General features: G+C 44.8%; 25 protein-coding genes and 1 other RNA gene. 6 read left to right on the top strand and 20 right to left on the bottom strand.

The genetic code is table 11. The annotated features are described in order from the left end of the window. Nucleotides 1-62: 62 nt before the first annotated feature. Nucleotides 63-1,451, top strand: coding sequence for a GGDEF domain-containing protein (locus D891_RS09380; RefSeq protein ID WP_025209330.1), 1,389 nt, complete (start codon nt 63-65; stop codon nt 1,449-1,451). After that, nucleotides 1,448-3,031 (top strand): aspartate:alanine exchanger family transporter, encoded by a 1,584-nt coding sequence (locus D891_RS0101760; RefSeq protein WP_025209329.1) that lies wholly within the window; start codon nt 1,448-1,450, stop codon nt 3,029-3,031. The genes D891_RS09380 and D891_RS0101760 overlap by 4 nt, the downstream gene beginning before the upstream one ends. Here the strand turns inward: D891_RS0101760 and D891_RS0101755 are convergent. From D891_RS0101755 to gmhA, 4 genes are read right to left on the bottom strand one after another with little or no spacing between them, the layout of a single operon-like run. Next, a complete protein-coding gene (locus tag D891_RS0101755) occupies nt 3,024-4,220 on the bottom strand; it encodes an MFS transporter (protein ID WP_025209328.1) in 1,197 nt (398 codons plus the stop codon). The two genes, D891_RS0101760 and D891_RS0101755, sit on opposite strands and share 8 nt — an antisense overlap. Further along, nucleotides 4,213-5,043 (bottom strand): site-specific tyrosine recombinase/integron integrase, encoded by an 831-nt coding sequence (xerA, locus tag D891_RS0101750; protein ID WP_025209327.1) that lies wholly within the window; start codon nt 5,041-5,043, stop codon nt 4,213-4,215. Before xerA ends, D891_RS0101755 begins: the two co-directional genes overlap by 8 nt. Continuing rightward, nucleotides 5,024-5,515: a D-glycero-beta-D-manno-heptose 1-phosphate adenylyltransferase gene (gene rfaE2, locus D891_RS0101745; RefSeq protein ID WP_025209326.1), complete on the bottom strand. Its 492-nt coding sequence runs from the start codon at nt 5,513-5,515 to the stop codon at nt 5,024-5,026. The genes xerA and rfaE2 overlap by 20 nt, the downstream gene beginning before the upstream one ends. Then, nucleotides 5,499-6,062: a D-sedoheptulose 7-phosphate isomerase gene (gene gmhA, locus D891_RS0101740; protein ID WP_025209325.1), complete on the bottom strand. Its 564-nt coding sequence runs from the start codon at nt 6,060-6,062 to the stop codon at nt 5,499-5,501. The genes rfaE2 and gmhA overlap by 17 nt, the downstream gene beginning before the upstream one ends. A gap of 12 nt (nt 6,063-6,074) precedes the next feature. Here gmhA and D891_RS0101735 point away from each other — a divergent pair, with 12 nt between their 5' ends. The 4 genes from D891_RS0101735 to prmC are packed head-to-tail and all read left to right on the top strand — an operon-like array spanning nt 6,075 to nt 9,706. Beyond that, nucleotides 6,075-7,094 (top strand): amino acid--tRNA ligase-related protein, encoded by a 1,020-nt coding sequence (locus D891_RS0101735; RefSeq protein ID WP_025209324.1) that lies wholly within the window; start codon nt 6,075-6,077, stop codon nt 7,092-7,094. Beyond that, a complete protein-coding gene (locus D891_RS0101730) occupies nt 7,088-7,987 on the top strand; it encodes a lysylphosphatidylglycerol synthase transmembrane domain-containing protein (protein ID WP_025209323.1) in 900 nt (299 codons plus the stop codon). Before D891_RS0101735 ends, D891_RS0101730 begins: the two co-directional genes overlap by 7 nt. Beyond that, nucleotides 7,941-8,909, top strand: coding sequence for a tRNA lysidine(34) synthetase TilS (gene tilS / locus D891_RS0101725; protein ID WP_025209322.1), 969 nt, complete (start codon nt 7,941-7,943; stop codon nt 8,907-8,909). Before D891_RS0101730 ends, tilS begins: the two co-directional genes overlap by 47 nt. Continuing rightward, nucleotides 8,906-9,706 (top strand): peptide chain release factor N(5)-glutamine methyltransferase, encoded by an 801-nt coding sequence (gene prmC, locus D891_RS0101720; RefSeq protein WP_025209321.1) that lies wholly within the window; start codon nt 8,906-8,908, stop codon nt 9,704-9,706. The genes tilS and prmC overlap by 4 nt, the downstream gene beginning before the upstream one ends. Here prmC and D891_RS0101715 read toward each other — a convergent pair. The 16 genes from D891_RS0101715 to D891_RS0101650 all read right to left on the bottom strand — a co-directional run bounded on the left by D891_RS0101715 (nt 9,696) and on the right by D891_RS0101650 (nt 25,804). After that, nucleotides 9,696-10,484, bottom strand: coding sequence for a TIGR00282 family metallophosphoesterase (locus D891_RS0101715; protein ID WP_029951903.1), 789 nt, complete (start codon nt 10,482-10,484; stop codon nt 9,696-9,698). The genes prmC and D891_RS0101715 overlap by 11 nt on opposite strands. Then, nucleotides 10,474-12,036, bottom strand: a complete 1,563-nt coding sequence (gene rny / locus D891_RS0101710) for a ribonuclease Y (RefSeq protein WP_025209319.1) — start codon at nt 12,034-12,036, stop codon at nt 10,474-10,476. Before rny ends, D891_RS0101715 begins: the two co-directional genes overlap by 11 nt. A gap of 4 nt (nt 12,037-12,040) precedes the next feature. After that, nucleotides 12,041-12,580, bottom strand: a complete 540-nt coding sequence (locus D891_RS09375; RefSeq protein ID WP_025209318.1) for a 5-formyltetrahydrofolate cyclo-ligase — start codon at nt 12,578-12,580, stop codon at nt 12,041-12,043. A 25-nt stretch (nt 12,581-12,605) separates the two neighbouring features. Next, nucleotides 12,606-12,786, bottom strand: a non-coding RNA gene (gene ssrS / locus D891_RS09685) — 6S RNA. Nucleotides 12,787-12,793: 7 nt separating this feature from the next. Beyond that, nucleotides 12,794-13,540 carry a hypothetical protein gene (locus tag D891_RS0101700; protein WP_025209317.1) on the bottom strand — a complete coding sequence of 249 codons (747 nt, stop codon included), beginning with the start codon at nt 13,538-13,540 and terminating at the stop codon, nt 12,794-12,796. Beyond that, nucleotides 13,533-14,660: a class II glutamine amidotransferase gene (locus D891_RS0101695; RefSeq protein ID WP_035556378.1), complete on the bottom strand. Its 1,128-nt coding sequence runs from the start codon at nt 14,658-14,660 to the stop codon at nt 13,533-13,535. The genes D891_RS0101700 and D891_RS0101695 overlap by 8 nt, the downstream gene beginning before the upstream one ends. Nucleotides 14,661-14,672: 12 nt before the next feature. After that, entirely contained in the window at nt 14,673-15,932 is a 1,260-nt protein-coding gene (locus D891_RS0101690) for an NAD(P)/FAD-dependent oxidoreductase (protein ID WP_025209315.1), read from the bottom strand. 11 nt (nt 15,933-15,943) lie between these two features. Beyond that, entirely contained in the window at nt 15,944-16,384 is a 441-nt protein-coding gene (locus D891_RS0101685) for a 4Fe-4S dicluster domain-containing protein (protein ID WP_025209314.1), read from the bottom strand. 11 nt (nt 16,385-16,395) lie between these two features. After that, nucleotides 16,396-17,901, bottom strand: a complete 1,506-nt coding sequence (locus tag D891_RS0101680) for a glutamate synthase-related protein (protein ID WP_025209313.1) — start codon at nt 17,899-17,901, stop codon at nt 16,396-16,398. Nucleotides 17,902-18,017: 116 nt separating this feature from the next. After that, complete coding sequence (locus tag D891_RS0101675) at nt 18,018-18,473, bottom strand: N-acetyltransferase (protein ID WP_025209312.1); 456 nt, start codon at nt 18,471-18,473, stop codon at nt 18,018-18,020. After that, nucleotides 18,460-19,743: a histidinol dehydrogenase gene (gene hisD / locus D891_RS0101670; RefSeq protein WP_025209311.1), complete on the bottom strand. Its 1,284-nt coding sequence runs from the start codon at nt 19,741-19,743 to the stop codon at nt 18,460-18,462. Before hisD ends, D891_RS0101675 begins: the two co-directional genes overlap by 14 nt. Then, nucleotides 19,740-20,945 carry a bifunctional phosphopantothenoylcysteine decarboxylase/phosphopantothenate--cysteine ligase CoaBC gene (gene coaBC, locus D891_RS0101665; RefSeq protein WP_025209310.1) on the bottom strand — a complete coding sequence of 402 codons (1,206 nt, stop codon included), beginning with the start codon at nt 20,943-20,945 and terminating at the stop codon, nt 19,740-19,742. Before coaBC ends, hisD begins: the two co-directional genes overlap by 4 nt. Beyond that, complete coding sequence (gene kdsB, locus D891_RS0101660) at nt 20,932-21,657, bottom strand: 3-deoxy-manno-octulosonate cytidylyltransferase (RefSeq protein ID WP_025209309.1); 726 nt, start codon at nt 21,655-21,657, stop codon at nt 20,932-20,934. Before kdsB ends, coaBC begins: the two co-directional genes overlap by 14 nt. Beyond that, a complete protein-coding gene (rfaE1, locus tag D891_RS09090) occupies nt 21,654-22,589 on the bottom strand; it encodes a D-glycero-beta-D-manno-heptose-7-phosphate kinase (protein ID WP_035556374.1) in 936 nt (311 codons plus the stop codon). Before rfaE1 ends, kdsB begins: the two co-directional genes overlap by 4 nt. Continuing rightward, complete coding sequence (locus D891_RS09085; RefSeq protein WP_035556371.1) at nt 22,590-23,273, bottom strand: flagellar brake protein; 684 nt, start codon at nt 23,271-23,273, stop codon at nt 22,590-22,592. Then, a complete protein-coding gene (locus tag D891_RS0101650) occupies nt 23,270-25,804 on the bottom strand; it encodes a bifunctional uridylyltransferase/uridylyl-removing protein GlnD (RefSeq protein ID WP_025209308.1) in 2,535 nt (844 codons plus the stop codon). The genes D891_RS09085 and D891_RS0101650 overlap by 4 nt, the downstream gene beginning before the upstream one ends. Nucleotides 25,805-25,809: the final 5 nt, after the last annotated feature.

The following is a 25,809-nucleotide window of genomic DNA, read 5'->3' as shown; positions in this document are numbered from 1 at the left end:
AGATAACCGTTTGACTTTTAGGCATGGTTTATGCTATAGCATTACCGTTAAAAGGAGCTTTTATGAAAAAGAAAAATATCTTCTCAGGTAGCATAGTCAAGGAAAATGCCTTTTATATGATATTAATGGGCATATTGGTGGGGATTCTGTTTATACCCACCTCCATACACCTGCTCAAGCTGCCTGAGGATAAGATCTTTTCTGCACCGTTTCTTGTTGCCACAATCATATCCGGCATATTAGTGGGCATCATCTCATTCTTCATCGTAAAGCTGACAATACTGAAGAAACTGGAGGAGTTCAAAAGCAACATAGAGATCATAACAAACAACATCTTCAACTATCAGGTCGGCAAGGTTCAATCCATTTCAGAATGCACAGACTGCTATGTGAAGATCACATCCGAAGATATCATAGGCGAGCTGGCGATTAAATACAACGCCCTGATCAGGATCATCAGGGGACAGTTCTGGCAACATGAGCTGATAGAGAAGTTTTCCTCAATCCTAAACAAGATAACAGACAGATCCGAGCTAAACAACAAGACATCCAGATTCCTATCGGATGAGCTTGAGCTTTTAGGCTGTGAGATATACAGGCTAAACCCGGATGGTTCGCTTTCACTTGAATGCTCAAGAAATATACACACAAACCTGACGGCCAACCGACAAAACTCCCTTCTGGATATAATCGACAAGGGCAAGCCGGTAAGCACCAAAAAGGACGATGTAGAATTGGTGGAATTCGGCACAGGCAGCATAAAACCTGCCGAGGTAAGCTATTTCCCCATCAAATACTCAAAGCATGCGTGGCTGTTTGTCCTATACAGCAGCTATTATCTAACAAAGGAAAGAAGGGTGTTGATAGAGCGCATACTAAACGAATACAAGTTCGCCTATGAAAGTGCCGAGATGTATGAAAAAACCCAGCAGATGGCAGCATACGATGAACTAACAGGCCTATACAACAGGCGCTTCGGCATGATAAGGCTAAAAGAGGAATACAAAAGAGCCCTAAGAACGGAACAATGCCTGTGCATGATAATGTTTGATATAGACCACTTCAAAAAGATCAACGATACATACGGCCATCAAGCGGGGGATTACATTCTTTCAAGCTTCAGTAAGATATTAAAATCCAACTTCAGAACAGAAGATATAGTAATGAGATACGGCGGTGAGGAGTTTTTATGCGTCATGAGCAATTCAGAGAGCGAAAACGCCGCCAGAAAGGCCGATTATATAAGACAGGTGGTGGAGAAGACCCAGTTTAAATGGAGAGACATACCCATAAAGATAACCGTTTCTGCAGGCGTAAGCAGATTAAACATAAAAAACGGCCAGACCAAAAGCATAGAAGACCTTATAAAAGAGGCCGATGAGGCGCTCTATACGGCAAAGAGAAACGGAAGAAACAGGGTAATCACGGCCGATCCAAACTGTAAGATATGATCCACTCCGACATCTTTTACCTATTCCTCATCATAGCCCTTGGCTATCTGCTTGGAAATGTGAAGATCAAGGGTTTTTCTTTAGATATATCCGCTATCCTCATCATAGCCTTAATAGCCGGCCATTTTGGCATAAGCATACCCAACGAGTTCAAATTTTTCGGCCTTGCACTCTTCATATACGCCGTTGGCCTGCAGGCAGGGCCAGGTTTCTTTGAAACCATAAAGGAGCACGGTCTGAAGTTCAACGCCGTTGCCTTCCTCTTGCTCATTGGCATATTCTTAGCCTCGTTCGGTATCTCAATATACATGGGGCTGCCCAAGGATGTGGCCGAAGGTATATTTACAGGCGCTATATCAAGCGCACCGGCACTGGCAGCGGCACTGGAGATCAAAGGGTTGCCAAATATATCCATAGCATTCGGCGTTGTCTATCCGTTTGCCATTATTGCAACGGTGATATTTGTAAGGTTTTTGCCGTCCATCTTAAAGGTTGACATAAACGAGGAGAAAAGGAGCTTTGAGGAAAGACAAAAATGCCTCCACCCCGACATCATAACAAAGAACTTCAAAATCACCAACGAGAGCTTTAAAGCCAAAGCCATACACAAATCCCAGATAGAGAAACTCACAACAACCATAATAGAGAGGGTCGAATCGAAGTATCCAACAGACCCATCCGATGAGGATGCCATACTCCATTATGGCGACATCGTGCGGGCATCGGGCACAAAGGAACAGCTGGACAACCTAAAGATCATCTTAGGTGATGAGATTGAGGACACATACACATTCCACGACGATATGAAGGTTTACAGACTTCTTGTAACCAACAAAGACATAGTGGGCAAAAAGATCGGCGAGATCAAACAGCTAAAACCCTTACACGCCGTCATAACAAAAATCAGAAGGTCCGGCATAGACATACCCCCATACAAAAGCCTAACGCTCATGCTGGGAGACAAGCTCTATGTCGTTGCACCCAAAAAATACGAAAAAAGGCTTATCGGTTTAATAGGAAACGACCTATTGAGGTATCCTGCTGCAGACTTTTTGCCCATATCGTTTGGTATAGTCATAGGGATATTCATAGGGAGCATACCCTTTAGTATACCGTATCTGGGCATGGTTAAATTCAGCTTTGTAGGCGGCATACTCATAACAGCCCTAATTTTAGGAAGGCTGGGCAGAACAGGCAGAATAGTCTGGCAATTATCGCCCCATTCCAACTCCTTGTTGAAGGTGCTGGGGCAGTTGATATTCCTTGCAACCATAGGAACAAACTCCGGAAAATACCTGTTTGAGGCTATAAAGAATCACGGCTGGATCAGCATAGTAATAGGCCTTCTGTCTATCCTGATACCACTGTTTCTATCCACAATTATCATGAGAAGGCTTCTGAAGATGAACCTATTTGACATAATGGGTGTTATTTCAGGCGCTATGACATCCACTCCTTCACTAACCATGGCAAACAACATAACATCATCCGATTACCCCTCAATAGGCTATGCCGCCGTATATCCCTTTGCTATGGTGCTTTCTATAATACTTGCACAAATCGGCGCAAAGCTCATTTAAGCCTAAAAGAGACAATCAGGGCGATCAGAGATAAAACCGAGACAACGGCAAATAGTGTATTAAACGAAAAACCGTCGGCTATATATCCACCCAAGGCGGGCAAAAAATAGGATATGGCGTTGAATGTGCCCCTTATGCTGACATAGGTGGGTCTGTTATGTTTAGGTGCAATCTTAAGCAGATAGTTGGTATAGCCTATAAATGTGCCGTGTATGTATGCGCCCATGATAAAAAACACAATCAAAAACAAACCCGGCGTCTTAAAAAACAGGCTCAAGAACGGAACGAAAAATGCGAGTATGTTGGTGGCAATTATGATAAATCGAGGCCCCTTCCTGTCGGCAAAATAGCCCCAGAATAGATTTGATGCAATACTGCCTATCATCTGAATAGAAACAAAATAGCCAACCTTCGATGTGGGCATACCCAACTTAGTGGTTGTATAGATGGCAACAAAGGGCAGACACATGAATATGGAATGGCTTAGAAACTCAACCACCACAAGTTTTGTAAGTCTTGTGTCGTTTTTTAATATATCAACAGCCGTGCGTATAAAATCGCCAAACGACTTATTGGTTTTCTGTTTCTCAAACCCCTCATCCATAAGACCCAGACTCAGCGAGGTCAGACCAAATCCCAAGGCGGCAAGCACAAAGAGTATTCTATACCCCTGCGGATACCCGTATCCGTTTAATATCAACTTAACCAGATAGCCGCTCCCCACCGCAAGCACACCGCCCAAAAACTGCCTCATCGCCCAGAAACGCCCTAACAGCTCGGACGGTATGTTGTGGGAAATGATATCGTAAAACGGTATTGTGGCTATACCGCCTGCAAACGAAAACAAACTAATAAAAACAACAAACACAATCAGCTGGGCAAAGGGGTGGGATGGCAGAAGCACAAAGGACGAGGCTGCAATCATAACCCAGCTTAGAAACCTAACCCACAGGGATAAAACAAGATAAGGCTTCTTCCTCCTTCCCTGTAGCCAGAAGGCGCTTAACAGCTGAAAAAACACAGACCCGCCCCTGGAGATGGCAGCAACAAAGCCTATGATAGAGTTTGAGTTAATCAGGTATTTAAGGAATGTGGGTAATACGGTGGTATAATCGACAAAACCGTTTGAGGCGAAATAGAATACACCGTGGGCAACGCCCAAAAGATAGTTCTTTTTCTTCTTATCCATCGTCTCTTGCCAAAGGATGGGATGAATCGTATGCTTCGGCCAATTCCTTAAGGTTTAAGTGTGTGTAAATCTGTGTGGCCCTTATGGATGAATGGCCAAGAAACCTCTGCAGTATCCTTATATCCATACCGCTGTTAAGCAAATGGGTCGCCTTTGAATGCCTCAAGGTATGGGGTGATATATCCTTAAACACACTCGATAGAGCGTATCGCTTAATAAGCTTTCTTAGGTATCTATCCGAGAGGCGCTTACCGTATCTGTTCAAAAACAGCGGCCCGCCTGTCCTGTCTTTTATGTATTCCTTCAGATACCTCGCAGCCCTTTCTGTTATCGGCAGATAGACCTCCTTGCCCCCCTTTCTTTTTATGCGTATGCGCAAATTGTCAAGATCCACATCCTCAACATTGAGGTTTAACACCTCGGATGCCCTGAGGGAGCTTGAATATATCAGCTCAACCAACGCCCTATCCCTTTTATCCTTTATGCCTTCAAGCAGCGCTATGATTTCATCCACCTCCAAAAACTTAGGCAAGGGGCGGCTCTGTTTTGGCTTATCGATAACATCAAGAGGGTTTGTATCAACAACGCCCTTCTGTCTTAAGAAATCAAAAAACACGCTCAACGATGCAAGCTTCCTCGTTATGGTTGAAACAGAAAGCCCCTTCTTAAACAAAACAGACAGAAAGGCCTCAACGCCGTCTGTATCAAACCCGCTCGATAGCTTTAAAAACTCCTTAACATCGCCCAGGTATGCCTTTATGGTGTTTGGGGATGAATACCTGCTTTTAAGATAGGATTCAAACTCATCTATTACAGTAAGCATCGATTATCCTCTCAATGGTTCCTGTTGTTGAGCGCCCATCCAAAAATTCTATAAACTCCACCCTCCCGCCGTAAGATTTCACAACATCAGCCCCAACAACACCCTTATCCTTCCAATCAGCACCCTTTATCAAGATGTCGGGTCTTATTATCTTTATAAGTTCTAACGGCGTATCCTCATCAAATACAACAACAAAATCCACAGACCTTAACGACGCCAGCACAACCGCCCTATCATACTGGGGATTGATGGGTCGTTTATTGCCCTTTATCCTGCGCACGGATGCATCGGAGTTCAACCCCACTATCAATACATCCACAAGCCCCTTTGCCCTGTTCAGATAGCTGACATGGCCTGCATGGAGTATATCAAAACAACCGTTTGTAAAACCTATAACCCTGCCGTCCTGTCTTAATTTATTCGATATACGGGCTATAGTGTCAAAATCAACAATCCTATCCGAATAATCCATCCTCCACCATCCCACACAATACATGTATGACAAAGCCGTGCACCTCTTGTATTCTCGGTGTTGAATTGGAGCCAACCACAACGACATAATCACTCAACGGCAGTATCTTGCCACCATCCCTGCCTAAAAGGGCAACGGTTTTTATACCCATCCTTTTTGCCACCTCAAAGGCGTTCAATACATTGGCCGAATTACCCGATGTGCTAATACCGATCAAGACATCGCCCTTGCTTCCGATGGCCTCAACCTGCTTTGAGAAAACAAACCCAAAGTCGTAATCGTTGGCTATGCTCGTCAATACGGATGTATCCACGCTCAACGATACAGCCGGCAAGGGTTTCCTCTCCCTTAAAAACCTATTAACCAGCTCCGCCGCCATATGTTGAGCATCGGCAGCCGAACCGCCGTTGCCGCATATCATAACCTTGCCACCATCTTTTATGGAATCTATTATAACATCGCCTATTCTTTTTAAGAGTTCATAGTCCAGCCTATCAAGCAACCCCTTGAGTTCATCAACGGCTTGCAAAAAAGCCTCTTTTTTCATAACATACCCTCCGTGTTTGGTAGAATAGTAAAAAAAGACAAAAAATCAACAACACTCCTCATAAACAATCGAACCGTTAGCCTCCCCTTTGAAACAAAACACTCAGAGGGAGACATAATAGACGACAAAGACAACCTCTTGTTGAGATGCAAAAACAAAAGACCCCTTAAGAGTCTAAAGGAAAACCTCGCCTATTATACACAAAAATTCTCAATCCTAAAGGCCATAAGGGAATTTTTCTCAAACCGCGGCTTTATAGAGGTTCTAACACCTAAGCTAAAGGATGAGATAATACACGAAGCAAACATCAATTACATAGAAACACCGGCCGGTTTCCTTGCAAGCTCACCGGAGGTTGAGATAAAAAAACTTCTAAGCCTGGGATTCGACAAACTATTTGAGCTCTCCTTTGCATACAGGGACGACCACAAGGACAGATTACACAAAAAGGAGTTTATAATACTCGAATGGTATGAGGTTCTTGCAAAACCGAAACAGATAATCGAAAGGCTTATAGAGCTTATAAAACACCTAAACGGCTCAGATAAGCTCAAATACAGGGGGCTATCCATCGATTTAAATCGGATAGAATACATACCATACAAAGAGGCATTTGAACGATTTGCAGGCATCGACATAGAAAGAGAGGAAAAAGAAACACTAAAAAAGCGCTTCGGCATAGAGGGGAGCCTAAACAGGTGGGAGATAGCCGATGCGATATTCGGCTTAAGGATAGAAAAAAAGCTCGGAACCGAACACCCCGTTGTGATATACAACTTCCCAAAGGAAAGGGCCGCCCTGGCCAGGATAGAAAACGGTTATGCTAAAAGATTTGAGCTATACATAGCAGGCGTTGAGCTTGCCAACTGCTATGATGAGGAAAACGACCCAAATCGGATAAGAGAAAGATTCAACGATGTTGATGAGTATTTTATAGAAGCATTGGAATTTGGCATACCACCAACCTCAGGCATAGCCGTGGGCATAGACAGGCTCATTATGATCCTTCTAAACAGGGATAGCATATGGTAAAGCTCCTTATAAAGATCCTGATAAGTATAGGCCTTATATCCATCCTGCTTTATAAAATAGACATCCACGCATTTACAGCTATGCTAACCAGAATAGGGCCGATTCAGTTTTTAGGCCTTGCCCTCATCTATCTGACCTCGCAGATAATAAGCAGTATAAGGTGGCATATGATAATAAAAAGCTTAGGAGAAGATGTATCAACCAAAGACCTCTTTAAGTTATATCTTATGGGCATGTTTGCAAACCTATTTCTGCCAAGCATAATCGGCGGGGATGGGGTTAAGGCATACATGCTTTCAAAACAGATAGGCTGGCAAAAATCCATAAGCTCCATATTCTTAGAAAGATACAACGGCCTTCTGGCTCTGCTTGCCCTTTCGCTTGTAAGCCTTATTGCATTCTTTAAGCTGTTCAGCATAAAGATAGCCATAATAGTCATAGCAGCAAACATATTTGCGATAGTTGGCATATTCTTCTTAAGGTTCTTCAACCACCCAAAGCTAAAGAAGTTCTATCAAGATATTGCCCTATTCCACAAAAGCGATAAATTAATAACCGTGAGCGCTCTATCGGTTCTGGTTCAGGTGTCTGTCATACTGGTTTATATACTCACAGGAAAGTTGCTTGGCTTTAAGGTTAGCACTGCCTATTATTTTGCCTTTATACCCATTATAACACTTATAAGCTTTCTGCCTGTATCGTTCAATGGCATAGGCGTAAGGGAGTTTTCATTTGTCTATTTTTTTAAATTTGCCCATCTAAATTCCACACAGTCGGTAAGCCTAAGCGTTGCGGTATTCTTCGTTGTGGTATTTTGCAGCCTTTTGGGGGGTGTTTTTTACTTAGATGGACGAATACTTAAAGAGATTAGAAGCGTTCGCAAAAAAGCATAGCCTCCTATCGAAGGGGCTAAAAATAGGCGTTGCGGTATCGGGAGGGCCGGATTCTGTCTTTATGCTAACCCTCCTTAATGCACTATCGAAAGAATACCTGCTAAACCTAACCGTTCTGCACTTCAACCACAAACTAAGAGAGGAGGCAGACGAAGAGGAGGCCTTTGTTAAAGAGCTGGCTGATTCATTGGGATGCCCCTTTTTAAAGGGTGAATGCGATGTTATGGCCTTTTCAAGGCAAAACAGGCTATCCTTAGAGGATGGGGCACGAAGGAAGAGGTATGAGTTCTTCTGTAATGCAAGGTCAAGATTGAACTTAGATGTTATAGCAACGGGTCATACCAAAGACGATGTGGCAGAGACGCTGCTTATAAACCTATTCAGAGGGAGTTCAACAGACGGACTATCATCCCTAAAACCCAAGCGGGGATTTTTCATCCGTCCCATACTGGTCTTTGAAAAGCAGGAAATCGTCTCGTTTCTTAAAGAACGCAATATACCATACAAAACAGACAAATCAAACTCAGACACACACTTCAAAAGAAACATGATAAGGCTTAAGCTCATGCCTATACTAAAACAGATCAACCCCAACATAATTGACACGCTTTTTAGAAACTCCATGATAATGGCAGAGGAGAGTCTCTTCTTAAAAGAGATAGCCGAAAGGGAGTTTGTAAGATCAACAACAATCACATCCAACAGGGCCATCATAGACACAACCAATCTAAACACATCAAACGCCATACTAAAGAGGATCCTGAACATGGCCGTAAAGAGGCTTATAAACTCAGAGTACAATTTAAGCTTTCACAACACAGAGAGATTGCTTGAGGTTTTAACAAAAGGCAAAAGCTTAACACTAAGAAAACTCATCAAGGCATACAAGAAAGGCAACAGGCTGATTATAGAAAAGCTATGAATATAAAAGAGGCGCTCCAGAAGGCCATACAAACACTAAAAGACGCCGACATAGCAACATACCACATCGATGCCTTGCTCATACTGAAAGAGGCCATAAAAAAAGACGATGTATACATCCTAACAAACCCTGATAAGGAGTTAAAAAAGGAACAGATAGAGACAATAGAAGAACTGTTAAACAAAAGAAGGTGCAAATACCCCATGGCATACATCACCCATTCTAAGGAGTTCTATGGGCTTGAGTTCTATGTGGATGAGGGCGTATTGATTCCACGCCCGGAGACCGAGCTTGTCGTGGATGCCACCCTAAAGATAGCATCGGGCATAGAAAACCCCAGAATAGTCGATTTAGGCACAGGAAGCGGCTGTATAGCTATCACGCTTTCAAAACTCCTAAACCGATGCATAGTCGCATCGGATATATCCACAGAAGCTCTGAGGGTTGCAAGGCTCAACGCAAGAAGGCTAAAGGCCGATGTCTGTTTTGTAAATGCAGACGGTTTAGGCTTTATCAAGGATAGGGTGGACATAATAGCAACAAACCCGCCGTATGTATTGGAGGATGAATATAAAGGGCTCTCAGACGATGTTAAATTTGAACCCAAAATCGCCCTGATGCCATCCTCGGGTAATGCATTCATTCAGAATCTAATAGAAGATGCCAGAAGGATAACAGAATGGCTTGTGATGGAGATTGGGCCGCCTCAGATAAAACTCATAAAAGACAATCCATACACATACAAGATAATCAGGGATTTCTCAAACAAGGAAAGGGTTGCAATCCTTAGGTTTTAGGCTCATAGGGGATATTTATCCTTTTTATACTCAAAGCCCTTCCGCTTTCCTGGTCGATCTCAATAACGCAGCCGTTCAGCCTTAGATTGGTCTTACAAACCTTAAGCCTCCTCTTGATGCCGGTTAGAAACCTCTCAAGCGCCTCTTGATAGCCAAAACCCAAAACCCCATCATGACATCCCGTCATGCCAACATCGGTTATGTATGCAGTGCCCTTGGGTAAAATCCTCTCATCTGCGGTCTGAACATGGGTATGTGTGCCAAGAATCGCAGAGAACTTGCCGTCTAAATGCCACCCTAAGGCCTCCTTTTCACTTGTGGCCTCAGCGTGAAAATCGACGATCTTTACCTTAATATCAGCATACCTCTCGGCCAGCTCATCCAAAACAACAAAAGGATTATCGCACGGCTCCATAAAAACCCTGCCAATAGCGTTAACAACCATTATGCTTGTGCCGTTTATGTTCTTTATGACAAAACCCCTTCCCGGGGCAAATGCCGATAGATTCACCGGTCTTAAGAGTTTATCCATGTTGTCTATCTCTTTTAGGATCTCATCCTTATCCCAGCTGTGATTGCCCCCGCTCATAACATCCGCATACGGACTCAATTCGTCATAAATCTTCTTGGTAATACCAAAACCGTCAGCGGAGTTCTCCACATTCACTATAACAAAATCGGCCCCCACAGAGGACTTTACATCCTCTATGAGGGCCTTGAATGTTCTTCTTCCGGGCTTTCCTACTATGTCGCCTACAAACAAAACCCTAATTGGCATACTCTATAGACCTTTTTTCCCTTATAACGACTATCTTTACTTGGCCTGTGTATGTGATCTTCTCGGCTATGTTCTTTGCTATATCCCTTGCCAGCATAAAGCTCTTATCGTCGTCTATCATCGTGGGCTCAACGATAACCCTTAACTCCCTACCGGCCTGGATTGCGTATGCCTCCTTTACGCCGTCCTTGGATTTTGCAATCTCCTCAAGCTCCTCAAGCCTCTGGATATAGCTTTCAAGCCTCTCCCTCCTTGCTCCAGGCCTTGCAGCAGATAGGGTATCTGCTATAGCCACAAGCACACTCTCAGGGCAGTTGGGTTCGATCTCACCGTGGTGGGACATGATGGCGTTTATCACATACTCATTCTCGCCGTATTTCTTGGCCAGATCCGCACCAACCTTCGTATGGGAGCCCTCAACCTCCTGATCCACAGCCTTTCCTATATCGTGCAGCAGTCCTGCCCTCTTGGCGAGTTTAACATTCAGGCCCAATTCAGCCGCCATCAAACCGGCCAAGTATGCAACCTCAACGGAGTGGGCTAAGACATTCTGTGTATAGCTTGTTCTGTATTTCAAAAGACCCAGATACTTCATAAGCTCAGGATGCAAATCGCCAATATCCAGATCAAACACGACCTTCTTAGCCTCCTCTGCCGCCTCCTGGAACAACTCCTGTCTGACCTTCTCAACCGTTTCCTCTATTCTTGCAGGATGTATCCTTCCGTCGCTCACCAGCCTCTCAAGGGCTATTTTGGCTATCTCTCTCCTCAACGGGTTAAAGCTTGAGATAACAACCACCTCTGGCGTATCGTCGATTATTAGGTCTGTGCCTGTCTCCTTCTCAAAGGAGCGTATGTTCCTGCCTTCCCTTCCTATGATCCTGCCCTTCATCTCGTCGTTGGGGAGCGTAACGGTTGCAACGGTCCTTTCGGCTACATAGCTGCTTGCAATCTTTTCCATCGATGTTATGAGTATGTCTTGCGATAGCCGTTTGGCTTCGTTCCTTAAGTCTTCTTCGATCTTCTTTATCTTGGCAGCGGCTTCCCTTTTTGCCTCATCCTCGATGGATGATATGAGTTGCTCTTTGGCCTCCTCCGATGTCATACCACTAATCTCTTCAAGCTTCTTCTTCTGCTCCTCTATCATCTCATCGATCTTCTGCATCTTGTCTTCAAGCTCTTTCTCTATGGCGGATATGTCTTCCTGTTTCTTGTTTACAAACTCGATCTTCTCATCCAAATACGCCTGCCTCTTCTCAAGGTTGGTCTCCTTGGACTGAAGCCTCTTTTCCCACTTTTGAAGCTCCCTTCTGGTCTGCTTCTCCTCCTCTTCAAGCTCCTTTTTGGCCTTAATCATAAACTCCTGAGCCTCAATCTGAGCGGCCTTCAGGATATTCTCCTTCTCCTTCTCCGCATCCTTTATGATGTCTTCGGCCCTCTGCTTTGCATACTCCTTCTTCCTGACAACAAACTGATGGTATCCAAAGATACCGCCCAAAACACCCACGATAACAGACAAGCCTATTATCAATCCAATTTCCATCACTCCCATCTTCTCATCTCCTCAATCTGCACTGAATTTTTCTTCTCTCGGTAATCAGAACATCCACAGCTACATCGTGCGGATCCTCGTCTATCCTGTCTAAAACACAACAATCAAAACATACGCCCACCTTGAGCGCAACCGTTCGTTTTAAAAACCTGTCATAAAAGCCGCCGCCATATCCAATTCTATAACCCCTCTGATCAAATCCAACACCCGGAACGATTATGGCATCGATGGAGGATTTAGGCGCTATGCGTTTTTTAATGAAGGGCTCCTTTATGTTGCCAAAACCCTTCTTCAAAACCCCCCTAAAAAAACGCATATTGCCTTTATTGAACCTATCCACCTTGGGGAAGTATAGCTTTGAGGTATCAAACAATAGATTGGGGTTAGCCTCACTGCCGAAAGGACAATAAGAAGCAATAACAGAGCTCCCCTTTAGCAGTTTATAGACCTTTTTGCTGATTATGGCACTCTTGTGTATTCTATAGGATCTATTTAAAGCCCCTCTTTTTTTGAGGAGCTGATTTCTCAATTCGTTTTTATCCAAAGTTGTCCTCTTATGTTTATATAATAAAAACCCCGGGGACACCGTGTGTTGTCTTCTTCCTAGAACCTAACAACGATAGGTGGGAGCCTCGTGATTAGGGGCTTGCTTCCTCTTTTGAGGCATGCTCACCCCCAACCAGAGCCAGCCCCCCATTGTTAGGTGTTGGCTCTAAGGAAAAAAGCACATCACGAATGCCCCAGGGTCCTATTAATTTTAAGGCCCTGGAATGTAAAGATGCCCGTAAGGTCTTGTCGATTTCGGGACAACCTTTACAAATTCCTCATCCATAACTTTATTATAGTCAATTTTAAATAAATTGCAAAATTCTTTAACTTCCTCTTCGATTTTCTTTAGCTCCTCTTTATCCGGGCTGACAATCACAGCCTCCTTCCACAGAAGGTGCTCATCCACCCTTCCACGGATGAATATCTTGCCCCCGTGCATACCGGTGGCCAGATACATGCCTGTTATGGGCTTCTCCTCACTCCTTGTTAAACCCAACAAGATCAGTGTGCCACCGGCCATATACTCACCCATAAACGCACCGGCACAACCACCTATAACAACGGTGGGGTTCATCTCTTTATACGCCTTCATGTGTATACAGGCCCTATAGCCCACATCCTTTTCGATAAATATCTTGCCGCCCCTCATGCTGTATGCCACAACATCACCGGCATGACCGTAAACAACGATCTTGCCGCCGTTCATCGTATTACCAACACCGTCTTGAGTATCATCGTTAACAATGATGGTAGGCCCATTCATAAATGCACCAAGATCATTGCCCGGTACACCGTTTATGGTGATCTTTATATCCTTGTCGTTCAAGCCACAGCCTATGTAATACTGACCGCAGACATTGTGCAAAACTATATCCCTCTGATGCTCCCTTATGGCCTCTCTAATCCTCTCGTTTAAGTCCCTATAGTAAACATCCTTTGCATCTATCTCATACATATGTTCTCTCCTTATCACCGTAAACCTTCTCATACGCCTCATCGGTGAGCATGGCTATGATGGGCTCACCCGCCTTCGGCATATATATCTCATCCAAATCCTTGGCTATATAGCGTATAGCAGACTCCTCACTTGCCATATAGACATTAGAACCCTTCTTCGCAACCACCAGCGGTCTTAGTTTTATCCTATCGTTCAAACCGAACATACCGCCTTTAAAGCCCACTATTATGGAGAACGGTCCGTTGAGCATCGCACCGCCGTAAACCATCCTCAACGCCTTATAAAGCTCCCTATCCTTCTCCGCCATGAGTTCTATCTCATCCCATAATGGAGGAGCAAAGATCTTGCCCACCATATTTAGATGCAGACCGTGCTTTCTGACCAGCAAATCCAACAGATATACAACAACCTCTGTATCGGTCTTCTGTGTACACTTATACCCATACATCTCCAAATAACGCTTATTGGCTCCGTATGATGAGATCTCGCCGTTATGCACAACGCTCCAGCCCAACAACGAGAAGGGATGGGCTCCACCCCACCATCCGGGTGTATTGGTTGGAAACCTGTTGTGCGCCGTCCAGCAGAAGGCCTTATATTCATCCACCCTAAAGAAGTTTGCTATCTCATCGGGGTATCCAACGCCCTTAAAAACACCCATGTTCTTGCCCGAAGAGATGACAAAAGCCCCGTCTATCCTCTCGTTTATATACATAACCAATTTGAAGATAAACTCCTCGGCCTCCTCCAGTCTGAACTCCTCACTCTCTGCCTTTGTCGACTGCTCCCTCGGCCTGACAAAATAGACAAAGAACATCGGTCTTTTCTTCTTTATGGGCCTTGTGGGCATACCGCCGTGCTGCTCAATATGCACTTTTCTCTCTAAATACTCCTCCGTCTGCTTTCTGGCAAACTCATCATCGTACATCACATGGAGGGCGTAAAACTCCTTAAAATCTGGATAGATACCGTAAGCGGCAAAACCCGCTCCCAAGCCATTGCCTCTATCCCTCATAAGCGTAATGGCATCAACAATATCGACGCCAGACACCCTCTCGCCATCGGTGTTTATAAAACCCGCAATACCACAACCCGATATATCCTTAACAAGCTCCATCTTAACCACCCGTTATTTTATTTTTCTATCCAGCCTCAACACCCTGAAGGCCTTATCAAAATACTTCCATCCGAAATCGCTGTTTAGGAAGGTATCCTTGATCCAGGAGACATCAAATCTATTCTGAATCATCCAGTTAAACATACCGGCTTTTTCAATATTGCCCACAAGAATAGCGCCCTTTAGCCTGTTATCCCCGTCTATCAAGAATTTTCTATACTCACCGTCTCTTTTAATCTTTAACACCTCAAGCTCATCGGAATCAACAATGCCCATAGAGATAAAGCTAACCTTACCTATCGTAATGGAGTTGGTTGCAAAACCACCCTTGTATTTTACATCCATGCCGACCATATTGAGGCCTGCAACCCTACCCTGTCTTGCAGCCAGAGGCAGTATTGGTATAGGCCTCTTCTGAGACATTACCAAATCATAGGCCTGGGCAACATCACCCGCTGCAAATATATTCTCATCGCTTGTCTGCATAAAGTCGTTTACCACCACACCCCTATCAACATCCAATCCGGCATCCTTTGCCAAAGATGCATTGGGCGCAACACCAACGGCCACCACCACGCCGTCTGCCTCAATCTGTTTGCCGCTTTTTAACCTTACACCTTTAACCCTTTTATCACCGAATATCTCCTCAACAGAGTCATTTAACACAAGCCTAACGCCTAAGGCCTTTAGCTCTTTGTGGATGTAATCTGCCGCCGTATCGTCCAAAACGGGATAGAGAACCCTTCTCATTAGCTCAACAAGGGTTACAGATATACCCTTCTTGGCCAGCTTCTCAGCCGTCTTGGAACCGATTAAGCCACCGCCTATAACAACGCACTTCTTTATGTTTTTAAGATCCTTCCTCAGTTTATCTGCGGCCTTTATGTTGGTTAGCGTATGAACACCCTCAAGATCCAGCCCCTCCATCGGGGGTTTTACAGGATTTCCACCGCAGGCTATGAGCAACTTGTCGTATTCGACCTTCTGAGCGTTATCTAACTCCACCTGCTTGTTCTTTGGCAATATCCTTACCGCCCTTTTACCCAGAATCGTCTCAACCTTGTTCTTCTCATAGAAGTCCTGTCTTCTGTAATAGAAACGCTCCTCGGATCTGCTAACCTCACCTATAACGAGGTTGGGCAGAAGGGGATGGGAATAAGCCCTGTAATTCTCATCAGAGATGACAGTGATGGTGGATATCTTATCCTTCTCCCTTATCGCCTCAATGGCGTTAACAGATGCAACCGAATTACCGATTATAACAACCCTCATGATTTTCCCCTTTACAGTTCCTCAAAAGTTAAAGCCTCGTTTGGACAAGCCTCAACGCAGGCAGGTATTTCCCTTTCTGGACAGGCATCGCATTTTGTGGACAATCCCCAAACCTCTCTTCGGTTATCCCTCTTTATAACGCCGTAAGGACAGGCCATTATACACATCCAGCAACCGACGCAAGTATCCGGATTAACAACCACATACCCCCTCTCATCCCTGTGCATAGAACCGTTCTGACAGGCCTCTATACACGGGGCATCCTCGCAGTGCCTGCACATAACAGAAAGCGAGACGGGGTAATTAAACTCCACCGTACACCTTGCAATGGGTTTTTCCTCTTTCTTGAAGGCCTTTATAATATCCTTGGATTGTGAATGCTCAACGATACATGCAACCTCACACAGATGGCAGTAAACACAGTTATCCTCTTTTATCCTTACCACTCTCATTTAAGTTCTCCTTACTCTCCTGCTGGCAGCACGCCAAGTATTTCAAGCTCTTTCTCTGTCAAGCCCACGCCGCGCAGATTAAGCCTATTGCCCCTCAACGACTCTATGGAGTTTATACCCATAGCACCCATCGTTTCCTTTATCTCCAAAGCCCAAACCTCAAGGAGGTTTATAAGCCTCTTACTTGCTATGTCTGGATTAACCCTCTTGCCCAAGTGTGGATCCTGCGTCGATATACCCCAGGCACACCTTCCCGTATGACACTGCTGACACATGGTGCACCCTATAGCCACCAGGGCCGCCGTTCCTATGTAAACAGCATCAGCCCCAAGCGCTATGGCCTTAACCACATCCATGGAATTTCTTACGCCACCGCCTATAACAATAGAGACATCCTGTCTGATGCCTTCCTGTCTCAACCTCTCATCAACAACGGCCAGGGCAAGCTCGATAGGCAGACCCACATTATCCCTTATGACCTGTGGCGCTGCACCTGTTCCACCCTTGAATCCATCCAATACTATGATGTCTGCACCAGCCCTTGCTATACCGCTTGCAATAGCAGCGACATTGTGGACAGCTGCAATCTTAACGGCAACCGGCTTCTTGTATTCTGTGGCCTCTTTTAAAGCATAAATTAGCTGTCTTAAGTCCTCGATTGAGTAAACATCGTGATGGGGCGCAGGAGAAATGGCATCAGAGCCCTTGGGCATCATTCTGGTCTCGGATATGGTCTCAGAGACCTTCTCACCCGGCAGATGCCCACCGATACCGGGCTTTGCACCCTGTCCTATCTTAATCTCGATGGCACTTCCAACATCCAAATAATCCTTATGAACACCAAACCTGCCGGATGCCACCTGAACAATAATATTCCCCTTAAACTTATAGTGATCCTTATTCAGACCACCCTCTCCGGAGTTGTAATATGTTCCAACCTCTTTGGCTGCCCTCCCTAAAGCCTCTATAACATTATAACTCAAAGCCCCATAGCTCATGGCGGCAAACATTACAGGCACCTCCAATTCAAGTTGGGGCGCCAATCGGGTCTTCAATCCGCCATCTGAAACACTCAAAGCCTGGGGTTTCCTTCCAAGGAATGTCTTTAGCTCCATAGGCTCCCTTAACGGGTCAATGGAGGGGTTTGTAACCTGTGATGCATTCAGAAGCAGATGATCCCAATAGATGGGATACGGCTTATCATTACCCATGGAAACCACGGGCGTTCCACCAAACATAGCCCTTTTTTTCAGGCTATCTATATGCCCGCTCCAGTTGTGGTTATAGCGATAGGACGGCTCGGCACGCCTAACAACTATAGCCTCTGTGGGGCAGATGGCAACACACCTATTACACCCAACGCAGTTGGCATTCCAATTCCAAACCCTATCCTCCTCCTCGTCATAGAAGGTTGCATCAAACGAACACTGCTCAACGCACGCCTTACACCTTATACATCTATAATCATCCCTTTCTACGACGAAGGAAGGTGGCACATAGTCTTTTAGATTCTTCATCCATTTCACTTGTTTGCCTCCTTAAAAAACTTTGGACACAAATGATATAAAATTAGTCGTTTTTTGTCAATTTTGTCAAAGTATGTTAATAAAGGCAGTATTGAGTAAGATATTAACTATAGGGAAATTATGACCGCCTCCTCCTTACAAGAGGGGAATAGTGGGCAATTTACGCAATCCTCCCAGATCTTCTTAGAGGGGAGTTCTTTCTTGTCTATCTCAACAAAACCCAATCTCAAAAAGAACTCCTTTTTGAAAGTCAGGGCAAAGACATCCTTAACATTCAATCGCCTCGCCTCATCAAGGGATGCCTCAACCAAAGCAGCACCCAAACCCTTATTCTGATAGATCTCTTTAACCACTATGCTCCTGATCTCTGCCAAAAATGGATAGTAAAGCCTCAGGCTGCTTGCCGCAACAACATCTCCACCATCCTTGATACAGGTAAACTCCCTGATACGCTCGGCAATATCCTCCCTGCTCCTTTTTAGGACATCACCCCTTTTAGCAAAATACTCAACTAAGCTATAGATTCCATCCACATCCAAGAGCGTGGGTTTAACTATTTCCATCCATCCTCACATCGATGGCGTTTTTGTGGGCATATAGACCCTCAATCCTTGCAAAATCCGAGGCGCAGGAGGCAACCCTATCAAAACCCCTTTTTTGAAAATGGATTATGCTGCTCTTTTTCATGAAGGTATCGCAGGAGAGGGGTGAGAAAAACCTCGCCGTTGAACCCGTGGGCAAGGTGTGGTTCGGGCCTGCCACATAATCCCCGATGGGTTCTGTTGAATACTCGCCTATAAAAACAGCCCCGGCGTTTCTTATCTTGTTGAGAAAACCGTAATTATCCTTCAGGTGGAGCTCTAAATGTTCAGGCGCCACCACATCAACCAGCTCGGCAGCAATATCATCGCTTTCGCAATAGGCAAATATGGCGTTGCTTTTGGAAACCGTGGTTATGTTGCTTCTTGGATTGTCGTCTGCAAGCTCCTTAAACCTCTTCTCAACCTCAGCCGTTAAACCCTTCTCAAACCCGACAAAGAAGCAGGCGGCAAGTTCATCGTGTTCTGCCTGACTCAAAAGATCCCTTGCTATGTATTCTGTATTTGATGAGCCATCCGCCACAACCATAATCTCAGACGGCCCGGCAATACTGTCTATGCCCACATCACCAAACACGATCTTCTTTGCCGTGGCAACATATATATTCCCCGGGCCTGCTATAACATCAACCCCATCAACGGTCTGGGTAGAGTATGCAAATGCGGCAATGGCCTGTGCACCGCCAATCTTATACACCCTTCTAATACCGAACATCTTGGCAATAAAGGCAACATAAGGGTTTACATCGCCGCCAATAGACGGCGTTGCTATCTGTATATCGTCAACGCCGGCAACCACAGCGGGGATAATGGTCATAAGCGCCGTTGAAGGGTATGCAGCCTTACCCCCCGGAACATAAAGCCCGGCCCTCTTTATCGGCGTAATCCTTACACCCAATATAGCACCATCTTCCTCTATGAAGGCAGATTTCGGTTTAAAGGCCTCATGGAATCTATATATTCTATCTGCTGCACACTCTATTACCCTTTTGTGCTCCTTTGGTATGGTATCGGAAAGCTTATCTATCTCAGCAGGCGAAACACCTATGCCTTCAACCTCAGGATCAAACCCATCAAAACGCCTGGTGTATTCAAAGAGGGCCTCATCGCCCCTCTTTTTAACATCGCTCACAATACCCTTGACAACATCCTCATACGCCTCAAGATTTAGAACCCTCTTTCTTACAATATCCCTGAATCCCTCTATGTCCTTTTGGGTTTTAACCTCTATCAAATCAGCCTCCTTAAGATCTCATAGGCTATCTGCTGTTTCGGTGATTTTTGAAGGTGCTCTATCGCCCCATCGGGATAGATAATGGCGACCTCGTTCTCCTCACTGCCAAAGGCTATATCGCTTCTTGAGACATCGTTGGCCACGATAAACTCAAGCCCCTTCTTCTCTATCTTCTTTTTGGCATTATTTATTAAATCATCGGTCTCTGCCGCAAAACCCACCACCCTTATGTGTTTATTCAGGCTATCGGCAAACCTCTTAACCTCAACCGTCAGATCGGGGTTCTCCTTAAGCCTCAACACCATTTCACCGCTGCCGTCCTTTTTTATCTTTCTATTTGTAAATTCAGAAGGCTTAAAATCCGCAATAGCAGCAGCCATTATGAGTATAATCTCATTCTTCGATCGAGAGATTTCATGCCTTAAGGCATTTAGCATATCCTCGGCCGTCTCCACATCTATCCTTTTAACGCCATACGGTGTCCTAAGATGGGTATTGCCGCTTATAAGAACAACCTCAGCCCCCATATACCTTGCCACCTTTGCTAAAGCAAACCCCATCTTGCCGCTGGATTTGTTGGTTATATACCTAACAGGGTCTATTGGCTCCCGCGTCGGGCCCGCTGTTACTATGATGGTTTTATCCTCAAAATGCTTAAAATACATTGTTGATTCAATAACATCGGCTATATCCTCACAGAAGGCTATATGTCCCACACCCTTTGTGTTGCATGCCAGATCGCCCTCTATGGGCTCAACAACCAGAAAGCCGTTCTCCCTTAGAATGTCGAGGTTTCTCTGTGTTATGGGATTTAGATACATCGATGAATTCATGGCAGGGGCTATAACCTTTGACGCATTGGTTGCAAGCCCGACAAGGCTAACCGGATCATCGGCAATCCCGTTGGCCAATTTAGCTACAATATTGGCCGTGGCAGGCACAACGGCAAAGATGTCGGCCCATTTAGATAAAGCAACATGGGTGATATTGGTGGATTCAAAATCCAGCTCCTCCATCACATCCACATACACATCGCTTCCGGTCAACGCCTTATAGACCACAGGCGATATGAGCCTGCTTGCCTCTTTTGTCATTGCAACCCTTATGTTGAACCCCCTCTTTTTGAGAATACTCAAGACCTCCAATGATTTGTATATGGCTATGCTGGCCGAAACCCCTAAAACAACATTAGCGCCGTTCATTATCCCTAAGATACTCCTCCACCCTTAATAAATCCTCTTTTGTATCGACACCTATGAGGAATTTATCCGTAAAACCCACCCTTATCTTTATGCCGTTCTGGAGAGCCCTGAGCTGCTCTAACCCCTCAGCAGCCTCCAGTGTTGACTCCTTAAGTGAAGCCATCTTCATAAGAAGCTGCTTAGGATAGGCGTATATGCCTATATGCTTAAGATAGCCATCAAATTCCCTTCTGTTAAACGGAATCCTCGAACGGGAAAAATATAGCGCATAGCCGTCGTTATCCACAACAACCTTAACCACATTCTCATCGTCAACCTCATCCATCCTGCAGCGGCCTGCAAGCGTGGCTATGGCATCCTTAGAAGACAAAACCACATTGATTAAGGTATCTATCGTCAAAGGGTCAATCAGCGGCTCATCCGCCTGCATATTCACTATATAATCAAAATCCCTATCCTTGCAGAATGCAGCAACCCTATCGGTTCCGCTTTTGAAATCACCCTCAACAAAATAGACATTACCGCCAAAGGAGCGAACAACATCGTAAACCCTCTCATCGTCGGTCAAAACAGCCAAAAAATCGGCCTTCTTTGAACCGCTTACCCCCTCATAAACCCACTGTATCATGGGTTTACCTAAAATAGGGGCTATAACCTTACCCTCAAACCTGCTTGAATTGAACCTTGCAGGGATCAGAACAGCAACACTCATAGGTTCTCTTTTAACTCCTCAAGGCTAACCGTTGCTGTGCCCATCTTACCCACAACTATACCCGCTGCTGCATTGGATAGCCTAACCGCATCCCTTATATCAAAACCACTCGAGACAGCCGCCGTCAGCACGGCTATAACCGTATCACCCGCACCCGTAACATCGTAAACATCCCTTGCCTGAGAGGGCTGGTGTATAATCAGGCCATCCCTATCAAATAGGCTCATGCCGTTTTCACCCTGGGTTATGAGCAGATACCTGCACCGTGTCTTTTTTATTATTTTCTTGGCGGCAAGCTCTATGCCGTTAACAAAAGCATCTATCTCAACACCGCTGATCTCGCAGGCCTCCTTTAGGTTGGGGGTTATTACATCAACCCCTTTATAGGCATCTGCATTCTTTATCTTTGGATCGACGGCAATAAATACGCCCAGACCCTTAAGTGCATCAATCAAGTGTTTGCTAACCACGCCCTTGCCGTAATCCGAAACAATAACGGCGTTTACACCCGACTCCTTAACCTTTGAGGCTATTTGGAGCGCATACTTCTTGTCAATCTGAAGGATCTTTTCCCTATCAAACCTGACTATCTGCTGGGATTGTGCTATAACACGGGTCTTTAAGGTGGTGGGCCTATCGGGTAAGACCATAATACCACCAACATCCAGGCCGCTCTCTTTAATCATATTCACAAGCCTTTTGCCGCATGAATCGTTGCCCACAACACCAAACAGATACACATCACAACCCAGGCTCTTTAAATTCAACGCCACATTGGAGGCACCCCCCAAAAAATAGCTCTCCCTTTCAACCCTAACGATGGGGACAGGCGCCTCGGGTGAGATCCTCTCAACCCTTCCCATCACATACTTATCGCAGATCAAATCCCCAACAACAGCAACCCTGGCGCTTCTCAGTCTATCTAAATCCACTTATTCAAGCCCCTTCATCTTTCTTGCCATCTCAACCTGCTTGGATATGCAGAACTTTATGATCTTATCCTCCTGATCCTTGCTTAAATCGGTAAACCTTAAACCGTAATGGTTTATGCCCTTCTCACCGGTTATAGCCTTCCTTACAACCTCAGCCTCGACCTCTTCCAATTTATACTCACCCAGGCTGAATTCCAAAAGCACCCTATCCCTGACCTCCAACTCCACCTCGGTGGAGAGCTTTACACCGCCTGCGCTTATATCCAGGATGGTGCCCTCGGCCTGGACTATCTTACCCTTCTTAAACAGGTAAAATTTAGCCTCCAAAAGGACAGGAACCCTGAAATTCTCCCTCAATTCGATCTTAACCAGCATCTGGGGCTTGTCGATCTTGTATATAACCCTATTACCCTCTTTTATTATATCGATCAGGCGGGATGTAAAGCCGATCCTATAGCCCCTTCTATCGACAAAGCTTATCTCTATCTTGTCGTTTATCCTGGCAACGGCCTTAATGCCCTTTTCGTTTGTGGGCATGGCTATGTATATACCGCTGTCGTCTATGTCGTATATATAGCTTGAGTATGTGCCCTCAAAGTTGCCTTCCTCAAGATAGACAACGATCTTCTGACCTATAGGGACAACTTTATTTATATCTCCTACCTTTATGGGCTCCCTTCTCAAGCCAACACCTCATATAGCTTACTCTTTATAAGCTCTAATATCTTTGGCGAATAGATCTTCTTAAAATCCTCACCAATCACATAGAATGTATCGACGGCCATATTACCCTTTGTATCCAAAATAAACATACCCACCTGTAGCCTAAATTCGGCGAACACCTTGGTTATGTAATAAACCAGACCCACCCTATCCGGGGCGTATACCCGTATTACAGTATATAAATCGCTAACACTATTATCAACCTTAACATCCACCTGCTGAAGCGTTAACTCCAATTTGGCCCTCTCAAGCCTGCTTAGAAATCTGTTCTTCTTCGACTCCATGCACCTATCCAGATCAAATTCCCCATCAAGCACACTCCTTAGCATGGACTGAATAGCATCGGCATCCACACCGCCGTCATTGGCCTTAACACTCAAAACATCAACTATCATGTTGTCGCTGAGATTGTAAGACTTGGCGGTTATTATGCTTATATCCTGACAGGCCAGAACACCGCTGATTTTATTGAAGAAACCAAAGATGTTTTTATAATAAACAACTACCTTAACCGTCTCGGTCTTCTCATCCACATAGGCAAACACATTCCTGCTTGTATCCTTGATGTCCTTTATGTATTTAACCATCGTTGCATCGTCTATGTCATTGAAGATATTATCTGGGAATGTATCGATAAGTTCATGATAACACCTGCCCAATATGGCCTTTATCTTCTCACGGGAGGCCTTAGCATTGATCTTTAGATACTCATCGTAATCCCTGTTTTCAAATGTATATGTGGCCTTCAGATACAATGTCTCGATTAGGCTCTCCTTCCAGCCTGTCCAGACATTGTCGTTGACAGCCTTCATATCTGCATAGGTCAGAAGCATAAGGAGGTTAAGCTTTTCCTTGCTATCCACCACCCTTAAGAAATCCTCAACGGTTTTTGGGTCGTCCACATCCAGGGTGGAGATGATGCGGTTAATTAGAAGGTGGTTTCTAACCAAAAACTCAAGCTTCTTCTTCAAATCATCCCCCAAATGGAGCCTCTTTGCTATCTCGCCTGCAAGCTTTTCCCCCACTATCTCGTGGTGCTTCTTCTCTATCTTGCCTATATCGTGCAAAAGCGCAGCAAGCCTCAAAACAAACCTATCGTGGGGCTTTAGATTCTTCCATATATAGGCCAATCTCATAACAAAGGTCTTTGGCACATCGTAATGATACAGCCTTTCTAAATTAACCAATGTCTGTATAGAGTGCTCATCAACCGTGTATTTGTGATAGAGGCTATTCTCCGTCAGGCAGCAAACATTACCAAATTCCGGTATATACCTATCAAGCAGGGCTATCTCGTGCATCTGTCTAATAGTATAGGAGATGTCGGTTTCAAGAGAGAGCAACTGCCTAAAGATGAAGGCCACAGAATACGAATCCCTCTGCCTTGCTGCATCCGATACAAAGCCCTTTGCAAGCCTTAAGCTCTTCGCTGTTAAGGGTTTTGAATAGAGGGCAGAATAGTAAAACGCCTCAAATACACCCAAAACGCTATCGCATCGGTTAACATCTATCCTATCGTTTATCCTGATCCTATCGTCTAAAAATACATAGGTGTGCGAAACCTTCTTAAAGAAACCCTCAAGGCTATAGTCAACAACCCTGTTTAGGTTCTGTGCGTTGTAGTAATAACGCCTCATCAATCTATCTTCGGCCAAAAACCTCTGGCTATCAGAAAAACCCATACTCAAGGCCATCTTCCGCCTTAAATCCAAGAATAACACATCGTTCTTCTTGCCTGCATCAAAATGCAGGGCATTCCTCAACTGCCATAAGAAATACAAAGACTCCCTCAACTTTGCATAGCTGTCTGCATCCAAAAGCCCCTTCTTTTGCATCTCTATGGCGTTTTTTATGCCAAACAACACCTTGGCTATCCAGATAAGCACATGGTAATCCCTTAAAGAGCCAACTCCTTCCTTTACATTGGGCTCAAGCACATAAACAGTATTACCGTATCGTGAATGCATCCTGTTAAGATAGTCCATCTTAGCCTGTATGAAGCCGTCGACATCGTCTTTTAAGATCCTGTTCTTTAAAACATCCTGGTATCTCTCATATATCGAACGATTACCCCACAAGAACCTGCTATCGGCAAGCGATGTCTTTATCGTATCATCGTCTTTTGAAAACTCAACACACTCATCTATGCTCCTAACAGCAACGCTGCAGTCATAATCGACCCCATAAAGGAAATCATACACCCCCCTAACGCCCTCATCCACATCGGTCATATTAGAAGGTACAACCATTATATCTATATCGGAATGGGGGTTTAGCTGTCTCCTGCCATAGCCGCCAACTGCCACCACGCAGATTTCATCCTTAGGAAAAACAGCATCAAAAACCCTACCAAGCTTACCATCGATCCAATCGGTATGGGATTTGACGATATATCTGACTTTCCTTCTTATAGAGTTGAGTTGCTTAAGCTGCTCAAATAGCTCCTTCTTCTCATCAAGGCTTTGACTGATAAGCTTATCAATCGCACTCATCAAGG

Origin of the sequence: Hippea sp. KM1 (assembly GCF_000526195.1) — a bacterium.
Lineage (GTDB): Bacteria > Campylobacterota_A > Desulfurellia > Desulfurellales > Hippeaceae > Hippea.
Note: the sequence above shows the minus strand (reverse complement) of the source record. Positions and strands in the feature narration are given on the sequence as shown.